We start from the raw sequence: 12,999 nt of genomic DNA on the forward strand, positions 1-12,999 counted from the left end.
ACAGCGGCGTTACGCGAGGGTAATTTCCTGGTGATTGTGCTGGCATACCACTCGGTATGTCACTAGCCGGCGGACACGAGACTGTTTCTTTCCTTCTGTTCGGACAGCTACGTGCGGTGTTCGGTCAGCTACCTCCGGCCCCACGGACCACCGAAGTCCCGCGGCCGGCCGACGGTGGCGCGGCGCCCGGACACTCTGCCGCCGTGCTCCCCGGTCCGCCGCCGTTCCCCCGGGTCAGGCCCGTGGTTCGACCGTCGGCAGCAGCGCCTGGAGGACCAGCACCGACAGATCGTCCTCCACCGGGCCGGTGCCGAAGTCGTGCGCCGCGCGCCGTACGTGCTCGGCCAGCGCCTTCGCGCCCAGCCCCAGGCCGTCCCGCAGCACCTCGATCAGACCGTCGTTGTCGTCCAACTGCCAGTTGCCGCAACGGCGTTCGGTGACGCCGTCGGTGACGCAGAGCAGCGTCTCGCCGGGCCGCAGGGCGAAGGAGCTGGCGTGGTATTCGGTGCCCTCGTCGATGCCGAGCAGCATCTGCGGTTCGGAGGCCGGCTCGACGGCGCCGTCGACGAACATGTGCAGCGGCGGCGGATGCCCGGCGCTGGCGACCGTACAGCGGGCGCCCGGCACGCCGGGGTCGACCTCCAGCTCGCCGTAGAGCAGGCTCAGGAAGCGGGCGCCGGCCTGCTCGCCGCCCAGCTCCATGGCCTCGGCGGTCTCCTCGGCCATGGCGAGGTTCAGCCGGCCGAGGACGGACTCCACGCCGTGCCCCTCGCGGGCCAGCAGCCGGACGAGGTGCCGGGCCAGGCCGGTGACGGACATCGCCTCGGGGTCCTTGCCCTGGACGTCGCCGAGCAGGAAGCACCAGCGGCGGCCGCCCATGGGGAAGACGTCGTAGAAGTCGCCGCCGACGGTCTGTCCCTCGCCGTGCGGCTCGTAGACGATCGCGGTGTCCACGCCCTTGATGCTGGCCAGTGAGGCGGGCAGCTGGCGGCGCTGGAGGGCCAGGCTGATGGTGGTCTGCCGGGTGTACTGGCGGGCGGTGTGGACGGCCTGGGCGACCCGTCGCGCGACGTCCTCGACCATCCGCACCACGGTGTCGGTCATCCGCAGCTGTCCGGCCCGGCCGAGCAGCAGGACTCCCTGGTCGGTGTCGCGGGCGATGAGCGGGAAGGCGAGCGCGGAGCCGCCCGCGGGGGACGCCCCGGCGTGTTCCGGCCAGGGCCAGGGGGTGCCGCCGGTCCGGAACATCTCGCGGGGCGGGTCGCGCTCCAGGTCGGCGCGGAGCGGGGGGATGCGCCGCTCGTCGACGTGCCAGACGCGGGACAGCTGCCGTCCGCCGCCCTCGGTGCTCAGCCAGATCGCGCACCAGTCGGCGAGCCGGGGGACCAGCAGCTGGGCGGCGAGCGCGGTGACCATGTCCTGGTCGAGCTGGCCGGCCAGCAGCTCGCTGGTCTCGGCGAGGAAGGACGAGCCGCCGCGGTCGGCCCATTCGGCCGCGTGCGCGGCGGGCGGCCCGGCCACCGGGTGGGCATCCCGGGTCGGGGGCTCGACGCGGTACTCCTCGGCCGGGGGCCGCGGCTGGGATTGCGGGCCGACCGGTTCGCCCTCGGTGGCCTCCAGCCGGAACCAGACCGTCTTGACCGATCTGCGGTAGGTGACGCCCCAGGACTCCGAGAGCGCGCTGACCAACTGGAGGCCGTATCCGGGCTCTCCCGTACGGGCGTCCACGCCGCCGCGTACACCCCGGGCGGGGTGGCGGTCGGAGACCTCCAGGACGACGCCCACGGTCGCCCGGCCGGTCCCGGTGGCGGGGTCGGGTGGCGGGCCGTGTTCCAGGCGGCAGGTCACGTCGATGTCGGTGCCGGCGTACATCACGGCGTTGGTGACCAGCTCGCTGGTGAGCAGTACCGCGGTGTTGATGAGTTCGGAGCTGATCGCCGGGGCCCCCGGGCCGACGGTGGCGGAGGGCGCGGCGGCCCGTTCGGTGAGCAGCGCGCGGACGAATTTGCGCGCACCGGAAGCCGCGAGCTGGTTGGCCGGCAGACCCTTCCGGGACACGGTTTCCGTCGCGTACGGGCTGGACAGCGCTGCCACTACGGACCCTCGATATACCGGGAGAAAGTAATTACAAGCGCTTTATACTATGTCATACCTGCACCAAAAGGATCTCTCCGCGGGAATGTATCTCTCCACAACGATCATTGGGGGGATGGTGCGTCATGGCTTCTGACCCGCCCCAGCCGGACGGCCACGGGCAGTGGGTACGCACGAGTGAGCTGCGGCCGCTGCTCGCGGCGATGAACGCATTGCGCGACGGGGACTTCACCAGCCGGGTGGCGGTCCCCAACGGCCCCACCGCGGACGGTGTCCTGGCGGACATGGCCGGCGTCCTGAACCAGATCGTGGCCCGCAACGCCCATCTGTCGTCCGAGCTCCAGCGGGTGCGCGGAGAAATCATCCGGCAGGGCCGGCTGGACGAGCGGATCTCCGCCAGCCCCGGCCAGGGCGCGTGGACCACCAGCATCGAGGCGGCCAACACCGTGCTGGACGCACTGGTGGTGCCGCTGGCCAAGGCCACCCGGGTGCTGGACGCGGTGGCCGACGGCGACCTGACCCAGCACGTCGAGCTGCACGACGGCAGCCGGGAGCTGCGCGGCGATCTGCGCCGCCTGGGCAGCGGGGTCAACCGCATGGTCGACCAGCTGTCCCTGTTCACCGGCGAGGTCACCCGGGTCGCCCGTGAGGTCGGCACCGAGGGCCGGCTGGGCGGCCGGGCCAAGGTCCAGGGGCTGTCCGGCGACTGGCTGCATGTGACCGAGGCGGTCAACACCATGGCGTCGCGGCTGACCGCCCAGGTCCGGGACATCGCGGTGGTCACCACGGCCGTGGCACGCGGCGACCTCACCCAGCAGGTGACGGTGGAGGCCACCGGTGAGCTGCTGGAGCTGAAGCTGACCGTCAACAAGATGGTGGACCAGCTGCGGGCCTTCGCCGACGAGGTCACCCGGGTGGCCCGCGAGGTCGGCACCGAGGGCCAGCTGGGCGGCCGCGCCCAGGTCAGGGGCGTATCCGGGGTCTGGAAGGACCTCACCGACAACGTCAACTTCATGGCGTCCAACCTGACCTGGCAGGTCCGCAACATCGCGCAGGTGACCACGGCCGTCGCCAACGGTGACCTGAGCCAGAAGATCACCGTGGACGCCCGCGGCGAGATCCTCGAACTGAAGTCGACGATCAACACCATGGTCGACCAGCTCTCCGCGTTCGCCGACGAGGTCACCCGGGTCGCCCGCGAGGTCGGCACCGAGGGCCGGCTCGGCGGCCGCGCCCAGGTCAGGGGCGTATCCGGGGTCTGGAAGGACCTCACGGAGAGCGTCAATTTCATGGCGGACAACCTGACGTCCCAGGTCCGCAACATCGCCCAGGTCGCCACGGCCGTCGCCGAGGGCGACCTCGGCAAGAAGATCACCGTCGAGGCGAAGGGCGAGATCCTCGAACTGAAGTCGACGATCAACACCATGGTCGACCAGCTCTCCGCCTTCGCCGACGAGGTCACCCGGGTCGCCCGCGAGGTCGGCACCGAGGGCAACCTGGGCGGTCAGGCACAGGTCAGGGGCGCGTCCGGGGTCTGGAAGGACCTCACCGACAACGTCAACTCGATGGCGCTCAACCTGACGTCCCAGGTCCGCAACATCGCCCAGGTGACCACGGCCGTCGCCAACGGTGACCTGTCCAAGAAGATCGACGTCGACGCCCGCGGCGAGATCCTCGAACTCAAGGACACCGTCAACACCATGGTCAAGCAGCTGCGGGCGTTCGCGGACGAGGTCACCAGGGTCGCCCGCGAGGTCGGCACCGAAGGCCGGCTGGGCGGCCGCGCCCAGGTCCACGGCGTGTCCGGCGTCTGGAAGAACCTCACCGACAACGTCAACTCGATGGCGGACAACCTGACGTCCCAGGTCCGCAACATCGCCCAGGTCGCCACCGCCGTCGCCAAGGGCGACCTGTCCAAGAAGATCGACGTCGACGCCCGCGGCGAGATCCTCGAACTCAAGACGACGATCAACACCATGGTCGACACCCTCTCCTCGTTCTCCTCCGAGGTGACCCGGGTCGCCCGCGAGGTCGGCAGCGAGGGACAGCTGGGCGGCCAGGCCCGGGTCGAGGGCGTCTACGGCACCTGGAAGCGGCTGACCACCAGCGTCAACGACCTGGCACTGAACCTCACGACGCAGGTCCGCGCGATCGCCGAGGTGGCCAGCGCGGTCACCCAGGGCGACATGTCCGGCTCGATCACGGTGGACGCCCAGGGCGAGGTCGCCGCGCTGAAGAACAACATCAACCTGATGGTCGCCAACCTCCGCGAGACCACCCGCGCCAAGGACTGGCTGGAGTCCAACCTCGCCCGTATCGCCAGCCTCATGCAGGGCCACCGCGACCTGGTCGAGGTCGCCGACCTGATCCTGCGCGAGCTGACCCCGCTGGTGAACGCGCAGTTCGGCGCGTTCTTCCTGGCCGAGGCGGGCGCCGAGCCGGGCGAGGGCCTGGAGCTGATCGCCGGTTACGGCACCGGCCAGCCCGAGGGCCGGCGCTCCCTGCCGCGGCTGCGCCTGGGCACCCCCGGCTGGGGGCTGATCACCCAGGCCGCCATGGAGAAGAAGCGGATCGTGGTCGACTCCGCACCGCCCGACTACATCACCATCAGCTCCGGCCTGGGCGCCGCCGCCCCGGCCAGCATCGTCATCCTGCCGGTGCTCTTCGAGGACCAGGTGCTCGGCGTGATCGAGCTGGCGTCCTTCAGCCGCTTCAGCGACGTCCACCTCGCCTTCATCGACCAGTTCGTGAACACCATCGGGGTGTCCATCAACACCATCATCGCCAACTCCCGTACCGAATCGCTGCTTTCGGAATCGCAGCGGCTCACCGCCGAACTCCGCCAGCGTTCCGACGAGTTGCAGCTCACCAACGCCGAACTGGAGGAGAAGGCCGCACTCCTCGCCACCTCCTCCCAGTACAAGTCCGAATTCCTGGCGAACATGTCGCACGAGCTGCGCACCCCGCTGAATTCCCTGCTGGTGCTCTCCCGGCTCCTCGCCGACAACCCCGACGGGCGGCTCTCGCCGCAGGAGGTGGAATTCGCGGTCACCATCCACCGGGCCGGTTCCGACCTGCTCCAGTTGATCAACGACATCCTCGACCTGTCGAAGATCGAGGCCGGCCGGATGGACGTCCATCCCAAACCGCTGCCGCTCACCAAACTCGTCGACTACGTCCGCGCGACCTTCCGGCCGCTCACCGTCGACCGCGGCCTCACCTTCGACATCAGGGTCGCCGACGACGTCCCCGAGGAACTGTTCTCCGACGAACAGCGCCTCCAGCAGATCCTCCGCAATCTCCTCTCCAACGCGGTGAAATTCACCTCCACCGGCGGCGTGGAACTCCTCGTGGCCCGCGTTTCCGGACGGCATTTCGAGGAGGAATCGCTGCGCACCGCCGACGACGTCGTCGCGTTCTCCGTCAAGGACACCGGTATCGGCATTCCGCCGGAGAAACTCGGCGGGATCTTCGAGGCGTTCCAGCAGTCCGAGGGCACCACCAACCGCAAATACGGCGGCACCGGCCTGGGTCTGTCCATCAGCCGCGACATGGCGGCGCTGCTCGGCGGCCGGATCACCGCCGAGAGCGAACCCGACGTCGGCTCGACCTTCACCCTCTACGTCCCGGCCCGCTACACCACACCGCTCCCGTCCCCCGGCCCGACCACGTCACCCCGGCCCGTCGACGGCACCGAGCCCCGGCCGGACGGCGGGCCCGAGGTCCGTCCCCGTGGCGTGGCGGAGCGCCGTCCCGGCGGCGGGGCCACCCGCGGGACCGACAGCGGGGCCGGGCTCGCCTCCGGCGCCACGGGCGCACGGGGCTCCGTGGACGCGCCGTCCGTACGGTCCAGCCCGTCCGCCCCCGCGCAGGGCGGCCAGGGCCCGTCGAGGGATGACCTCTTCCCCACCCGGCCCGAGTCGGCCGTGCCCCGTACGGGCCCCCGCTCCGGCGACGGCGGCGACGTGACCTGGCCCGAGACCACCCGCCTCAAGGACTGGCTGAGCGGGCGCCCCGGCCAGATCCTGGCGAACCGCCGGATCCTCATCGTCGACGACGACATCCGCAACGTCTTCGCGCTCACCCATGTACTGGGCCGGGTCGGCATCAAGGTGAAATACGCCGAGAACGGCCGCGAGGGCCTGGAAGTTCTCGACCGGACACCGGATGTCTCCCTGGTGCTGATGGACATCATGATGCCGGAAATGGATGGGTACGAGATGATCAAGGCGATCCGACAGACCCCCCGATTCGCGGAGCTGCCGATCATCGCGCTCACCGCGAAGGCCATGCCCGGCGACCGCGAAAAGGCGATCGAAAGCGGCGCCAACGATTACATCCCGAAACCGGTGGACGTGGACCGTCTGCTTTCGGTGATCTGCCACCTGCTGGACCCGAATCCGGCCCCGGATACCGGAAGCTGCGAGCCGTACGCCGGGGGCGGGAGCGGGGACGGACGAGCGGGAGGGGATGGGGACGGACAAGCGGGAGGGGATGGGGACGGGGCAGCGGAAGGGGTTAGTGCCGGGGCCGGGGAGGCCGACCGGCGGGACGGCAGGGGGAGGGGGACGGCGGCCCGGACGCCCGACGACACGGGGAAGGGGACGGCGGCCCGTACGCCCGACGACACGGGCACGCCACGCACTGCTGAGGACCGGGGAACGGCGGGACCGGAGTCAGGACGGCGGTCATGACGACGACACCGGACACCACATCGAGCATCCTGATCGTCGACGACATGGAGGAAAACCTCGTCGCACTGGAGGCCGTGCTGGGCTCCCTCACGCAGAAGGTCGTCCGCGCACGCTCCGGCGAAGAGGCCCTCAAGGCCATGCTCCGCGAGGAATTCGCGGTGGTCCTCATCGACGTCCTGATGCCCGGCATGAACGGTTTCGAGACCGCGGCCAATATCAAGGGATTGGACCAGACGAAGGACGTACCCATCATTCTGCTCACCGGCGCCTCGGTCGACCCCAATTACGCCTACCGCGGCTACACGGTCGGCGCCGCCGACTTCCTCATCAAGCCCTTCGACCCGTGGCTCCTGCGCACCAAGGTGAACGTCTTCCTGGACCTCCACCGCAAGAACCGCCAACTCGCCGCCCAGGCCGAACAATTGAAACGCCTCCTGACGACCGAGAACCGCCCGGGCGCTACGGAAACGGAACCGGCGGCGACCGACACGTCCGCTTCCACGGCCACGTCTACGGAGACCCACGGGGCGGAGGGGGTGTGTGAGCCTGCTGAAGCGGCGGAGAGCGCGGCGGCATCCGCGACGTCCGGGGAACCCAGGGCGCCCGAGGCAGCCGGCGGTCCCCCTGAGGGCCCCGTCACCCACCCGGCGACCACCACCGCCGCCGCACGGGCACCGGCACCCGACGAAGCGGCCCAACTGGCAGACATCGCAGGCCAGTTGGCAGACCTCGAACTCCTCCTGCGCGACGCCTCGACGGTCGACCGGACCCACCTCGCCGACCGCGTCGCCGAACTGGAAAAGGCGGTCGGCAGACTCCTGGTGAACCGCGCGACGTAGGGCTTGCGGTGAACCGCGCGGCGTAAGGCTTGCGGTGAACCGCGCGACGTAGGACTTGCTTCCCCCTCGGCCGTTTTCCGGCCTCCCCCGGCCGTCTTCCCTCTTCTCCGCCGTTCCGTCAGGCGATCATGGCGAGTTCGGGGTCCTGGCGGAGTTTGGCCAGGGCGCGGGAGACGGCGCTCTTGACCGTGCCGATGGAGACCTCCATGACCTCGGCGGTCTGGGCCTCGCTCAGGTCCTCGTAATACCTGAGGACGACCATGGCCCGCTGGCGCGCGGGCAGTCGCATCACCGCGCGCCACATCGCGTCCCGCAGTCCCTGCAACTCGGCCGGGTCGGGGCACGGCAGCGGGTCGGGCTCGGGGAGCTCGTCGACGGCGAACTCCTCCACCCTGCGCTTGCGCCACTGCGAGGTACGGGTGTTGATCAGCGCGCGGCGGACATAGCCGTCCAGCGCACGGTGGTCCTCGATCCGCTCCCAGGCCACATAGGTCTTGGCCAGGGCGGTCTGGAGGAGGTCCTCGGCGTCGTTCGGGTTGGCGGACAGCGACCGCGCGGCGCGCAGCAGGACCGGCCCCCGGGCCCGTACGTAGGACGAGAAGCTGGGGAACACAGCGGCGGTCGAAGCGCTGGTACACACAGGCGTGGTCATGGCTCCCACGCTAGGAGCGAGGGGGGTGTGGGCGGATCGGTCCCAGGTGCCGAAGCGGTCTCCCCCTCAAGTTGTACGGAGCGGGCGGCACTCACCTCCTCTGGGGGGAGGGGGCACGGCGGTCCCCTAGGGACCGTCCGGGGGTCGGGCCGGGGAACTGGCTACGGGACTGGCCGAGGGATGGGCCGGGGAACTGTCTGGGGGACTGGCCGAGGGATGGGCCGGGGGACTGTCTGGGGGACTGGCCGAGGGATGGGTTGGGGGACTGTCTGGGGCGCCGGCGCCGTCACGGCTGAGGATCAGTCCGGAGGTCGGTACGCCGGTTCCCGCCGTGACCAGGACGTGGGTGGCGTCCGGGGCCTGGTTGGGGGAGGTGCCGCGGAGCTGCCGGACGGCTTCGGCGATGCCGTTCATGCCGTGCAGGTACGCCTCGCCGAGTTGGCCGCCGTGGGTGTTCAGCGGAAGGGCGTCCGCGGCGACGAAGTCGGCCGCCTCACCGGGTGCGCAGAAGCCGAACTCTTCCAGTTGCATGAGGACGAAGGGGGTGAAGTGGTCGTAGAGGATGGCGACGTCGATGTCGGCGGGGGTCAGCCCGGAGGTGCGCCAGAGCTGGCGGGCGACCACGTTCATCTCGGGCAGGCCGGTCAGGTCGTCCCGGTAGAAGCTCGTCATCTGCTCCTGGGCGCGGCCGGCGCCCTGGGCCGCGGCCGTGATCAGGGCGGGCGGGCGGCGCAGGTCACGGGCCCGCTCGGGGGTCGTGACGACGAGGGCCTGACCGCCGTCGGTCTCCTGACAGCAGTCCAGCAGCCGCAGCGGCTCGACGATCCAACGGGAGGCCGCGTGATCGGCGAGGGTGATCGGCTTGCCGTGGAAGTACGCGGCCGGGTTGCGGGCGGCGTGCCGGCGGTCGGTGACGGCGACATGACCGAAGGCTTCGGGGGTGAGGCCGTAGGTGTGGAGATAGCGCTGCGCCGCCATCGCGACCCAGGAGGCGGGGGTGAGCAGACCGAAGGGGAGGTTCCAGCCGAGCGCCACGCCCTCGGCGGAGGGTTGCCGTTCCTGGACACCGGTACCGAAGCGGCGGCCCGAGCGTTCGTTGAACGCCCGGTAGCAGACGACGACTTCGGCGGTTCCGGTGGCGACGGCGAGGGCCGCCTGCTGAACGGTGGCACAGGCCGCGCCACCGCCGTAGTGGACGCGCGAGAAGAAGGACAGCTCCCCGATGCCCGCTGCTTGCGCGAGGGTGATCTCCGGGGTGGTGTCCATGGTGAAGGTGACCAGACCGTCGACGTCGCCCGGGGACAGCCCCGCGTCGTCGAGCGCGGTGTGCACTGCCTCCACGGCGAGCTTGAGCTCGCTGCGACCGGAATCCTTGGAGAACTCCGTCGCGCCGATCCCGGCGATGGCGGCGCGCCCGGAGAGCGCGTCGGGACGGTGCAGGCTCATACGGCGCCCTCCGGGGAGAGGCGGGACGAGCATGCCCGGGAGGCGGCGGCCCCGCTCGGAGGCAGACGGACGGTCGCCGTGCCGGTGACGTGGTTGCCGAGCGCGTTGGTGCCGGTGAGGCGGACGTGAGCGGTGATTCCTTGGCTGTGGCTGTGGCTGTGGCCGTGGCCGTGGCCGTCGCTGCCGCCGCCGCAGTCGCAGTCGCAGTCGCCGTCGCAGTCGCCGTTGGTACAGGTGACGGGGTTGGGGTCGGGGTCGACCTCGGTGACCGTTCCGGTCAACGTCATGGTGTCGCCCGGATAGTTGGGGGCGCCGAGCCGTATCGCGAGCTTCTGCAGTACGGCGGTGGGGCCGAAGTGGTCGGTGAGGTAGCGGCCCACCAGCCCGTTGGTGGTGAGGATGTTCATGAAGATGTCGGGGGAGCCCTTCTCCTTGGCGAGCTCGACGTCGTGGTGCACGTCCTGGTAGTCGCGGGAGGCGAGGGCGCCGGCGACGATCAGCGTCCGGGTGATCGGGATCTCCAGGGCGGGGAGTACGTCACCGGCCCGGACACTTCCGCTTCGCTCTTCCCGCGTCATGCGGCCTCCTCGGTCGGCGGATCGGTCAGCAAGGTGCCGAGTTCTTCCAGGAGTTCGGCGCCGCAGCCGAGGTGGGCGTCGAGTTGGCGGCCCCAGAGGAAGTGCCGGTGGACGGGGTGGTCGAGGTCCGCGCCGACGCCGCCGTGCAGATGCTGGCCGGTGTGCACCACGCGCCGGCCCGCCTCGGACGCCCACCAGGCGGCGGTCAGCGCCTGCCCGTCGTACGGCAGCCCCTCGTCATGGCGCCAGGCCGCCTCGTAGGTGGTGACGCGGATGGCCTCGGTATCCATGTACGCGTCGGCCGCGCGCAGCAGGACGGCCTGGTTGGTGGAGAGCGGGCGGCCGAACTGTTCGCGGGTGGTGGTGTGGGCCACCGTACGCGCCAGCGCCCCGGCACAGACCCCGGCTTGCAGGGCGGCGAAGGCGACGCGTGCGCACGCCAGCACGTCGTCGTACGGGGACGGCCGCCGGTCCGCGGAGTCGGTGGAGGCGGTGGAGGCGGGGGAGGCGGGGAAGTCGGGGGAGGCCGTGGTGTCGGTGGAGTCGGTGGAGTCGGTGGAGTTGGGGGAATCGGTGGAGGCCGTGGAGCCGTCCCCTCGCGGGCGGCCCAGTCGCTCGGCGCGCGTCCCGGCCAACCGCTCGGCCCGCGTCCCGTCCAGCCGCTCGGCGCGCGTCCTGCCCAACCGCTCGGCGCGCGTCCCGTCGAGTGTGAGCCGTCCCGCTGACCAGGGCGCGGTGGTCTCCACGGGCTCGACCCGGGCATCCGCGACGCGCACCAGCCAGAGCGCCCGCTCCGCGTCCGGGACCAGTACGTGGGTGGCGTCGCGCAACCAGGGAACGACGGGGACGACTCCGGTCAGCCGCCCGGTACCGTCCACGGTCGCCTGCCGGGAGGCACCCGCCGTGATGACACCGGGAGCCGCCGTGGCGACAGCAGTGACCGCCGTGGCGACACCGGTAGCCGCTGTGGTGGCACCGGTGGCCGCCGTGGCGACACCGGTGGTCGCCGTGGTGGCGCCGCGCGCCGGGAACGCTCCCGTTGCCACCGCGGTGCCGTCCCGCAGCGCGGGCAGCAGCCGTGCCCGCTGTTCCGCCGTACCGTGCCGGGCGACGGCCAGCACGCCGTAGGTGCAGGTCGCCGCGAACGGTACCTGCGCGGTGGTGCGGCCCTGCTCCTCCAGGACCAGCGCCAGCCCCAGCAGCCCGATCTCCTCGACGGCCGCCGGCAGTCCGGCCGCGCACAACGCCTTCCAGAGCGCGGCGTCCGACGCGGTACCGGCCGCCGCGAGCCGCTCGTGCGTGGCGAGGTCGCCGAAGATCCGCGCCGCGAGCTGCTGGGCGGCGGACTGCCCCTCGGTGGGCGTGAAGTCCATCAGCCCTCCGCCCTCCCCGCCCGACGCGCGCCCGGCAGCACGAACTCCTCATCCCCGCGGAACACCGGCAGCTCCAACTCCTCGTCCACCCGCAGGAATTCCAGCCGTACCGGCATCCCGATCCGCACCTTGTCGTGGGGCACGCCGATCACGTTGCTGACCATCCGCACACCCTCGGCGAGCTCGATGAGCCCCACCGCGTAGGGCGGGTCGAAGGCCGGGAAGGGTGGGTGGTGCATCACCACGTACGAGTAGACGGTGCCGTTACCGCTCGCCTCGACCGTGTCCCACTCGGGGGAGCCGCACGCCTGGCATCCGGGAAGCCAGGGGAAGCGCAGCGTCCGGCACCCTCCGCAGCGCTGTATCAGCAGCGTGTGCCGGCGCACGCCCTCCCAGAACCCCGCGTTGTCCCGATTGATCACCGGCCGCGGCCGCGCCTGCGCCTGGGCCTGGGGCTGCGCTGGAGCCTCCGCCTGCGCCTGCGCCTGGGGCTGGGGCTGGGGCTGGGGCTGGGCCAACGGTGCCGGTGCCGGCCCCTTCCCCCGCGCCGGCGTCCGGGCCGGGGCGTACTTGAGGATCCGGAAGCGGTGCGTCCCCGCCAGTTCCCCGCCCGCCCGGACGTCCATCCGCGTCGTGACGAAGTGGCCGGCCCCCAGCTTGGTGGTTTTGCGTTCCGATACGGACTCGATCACCGCGTCGAAGGTGATCCGGTCACCCGGCCGCAGCGGCCGCAGGTACTCCTGCTCGCAGTCGGTCGCCACTACGGCCGTGTAGCCGGCACCGTCGAGCAGCGCGAACAGTTCGTCGTGCGCCCCCGAACGACCCTGATGACCGGAGAGCCCGCCCATCGTCCACGCCTGGAGCATGGTCGGCGGGGCGATCGCGTCCGGCCCCTCGTACGCCGGGTTGGCGTCTCCCATCGCCTCGCACCAGTGCCGGATCATCGCCGCGTTGACCGGGTCCTTCCCGACACCGGCGGTGGCCGCGGACCGCCCCTCGTACGCCTTCAGCCGCTCGTACAGGTCCCCGGCGGCCCCGGTAGTCGCCGCCGGCGTGCCGGTGCCACCGGTGGCCGTTGGCGTGCCGGTGCCACCGGTGGTCGCCGCCGACACGACGGTGCCACCGGTGGCCGTTGGCGTGCCGGTGCCACCGGTGGGCGCCGATGCACCGGCGCCCCTAGTAGTCGCCGCCGACATGCCGGTGCCCTTACTGGCCGTTGGCGTGCCGGTGCCCTTGGTGGCCGTCCCCTCGTAAGGATCCCCGGCGGCTCCCCGCCCATGGGCATCCCCGGAGGCCCTTCGCCCAGAGGCCCTTCGCCCGGAG

7 protein-coding genes and 1 pseudogene are annotated in these 12,999 nt (G+C 71.3%); 2 read left to right on the forward strand and 6 right to left on the reverse strand.

Annotation, left to right across the window (positions count from 1 at the left end; translation table 11 throughout):
• Nucleotides 1-234: 234 nt before the first annotated feature.
• Nucleotides 235-2,094, reverse strand: a complete 1,860-nt coding sequence (locus tag ACFV1J_RS06400) for a SpoIIE family protein phosphatase (protein WP_385856101.1) — start codon at nt 2,092-2,094, stop codon at nt 235-237.
• Between the two features lie 125 nt (nt 2,095-2,219).
• Here ACFV1J_RS06400 and ACFV1J_RS06405 point away from each other — a divergent pair, with 125 nt between their 5' ends.
• Together ACFV1J_RS06405 and ACFV1J_RS06410 are read left to right on the forward strand one after the other, a co-directional pair.
• A complete protein-coding gene (locus ACFV1J_RS06405) occupies nt 2,220-6,788 on the forward strand; it encodes a HAMP domain-containing protein (RefSeq protein WP_385856102.1) in 4,569 nt (1,522 codons plus the stop codon).
• Nucleotides 6,785-7,627, forward strand: a complete 843-nt coding sequence (locus ACFV1J_RS06410) for a two-component system response regulator (protein ID WP_385856103.1) — start codon at nt 6,785-6,787, stop codon at nt 7,625-7,627. The genes ACFV1J_RS06405 and ACFV1J_RS06410 overlap by 4 nt, the downstream gene beginning before the upstream one ends.
• Before the next feature lie 118 nt (nt 7,628-7,745).
• Here the strand turns inward: ACFV1J_RS06410 and ACFV1J_RS06415 are convergent, their stop codons facing one another.
• The 5 genes and pseudogenes from ACFV1J_RS06415 to ACFV1J_RS06435 form a co-directional block, all read right to left on the reverse strand.
• Nucleotides 7,746-8,279 (reverse strand): SigE family RNA polymerase sigma factor, encoded by a 534-nt coding sequence (locus ACFV1J_RS06415; RefSeq protein WP_385856104.1) that lies wholly within the window; start codon nt 8,277-8,279, stop codon nt 7,746-7,748.
• Nucleotides 8,280-8,405: 126 nt separating this feature from the next.
• The gene (locus ACFV1J_RS06420) at nt 8,406-9,725 is read right to left on the reverse strand and encodes a lipid-transfer protein (RefSeq protein WP_385856105.1); all 1,320 of its coding nucleotides are present in this window, start codon (nt 9,723-9,725) and stop codon (nt 8,406-8,408) included.
• A gap of 248 nt (nt 9,726-9,973) precedes the next feature.
• A pseudogene (locus tag ACFV1J_RS06425) lies at nt 9,974-10,303 on the reverse strand (MaoC family dehydratase); the annotation flags it as partial.
• A complete protein-coding gene (locus ACFV1J_RS06430; protein ID WP_385856106.1) occupies nt 10,300-11,676 on the reverse strand; it encodes an acyl-CoA dehydrogenase family protein in 1,377 nt (458 codons plus the stop codon). The pseudogene ACFV1J_RS06425 and the gene ACFV1J_RS06430, both read right to left, overlap by 4 nt.
• The gene (locus ACFV1J_RS06435; RefSeq protein ID WP_385856107.1) at nt 11,676-12,872 is read right to left on the reverse strand and encodes a bifunctional MaoC family dehydratase N-terminal/OB-fold nucleic acid binding domain-containing protein; all 1,197 of its coding nucleotides are present in this window, start codon (nt 12,870-12,872) and stop codon (nt 11,676-11,678) included. The genes ACFV1J_RS06430 and ACFV1J_RS06435 overlap by 1 nt, the downstream gene beginning before the upstream one ends.
• Nucleotides 12,873-12,999 lie beyond the last annotated feature (127 nt).

Source organism: Streptomyces sp. NPDC059649, from assembly GCF_042734445.1.
Classification (GTDB): domain Bacteria; phylum Actinomycetota; class Actinomycetes; order Streptomycetales; family Streptomycetaceae; genus Streptomyces.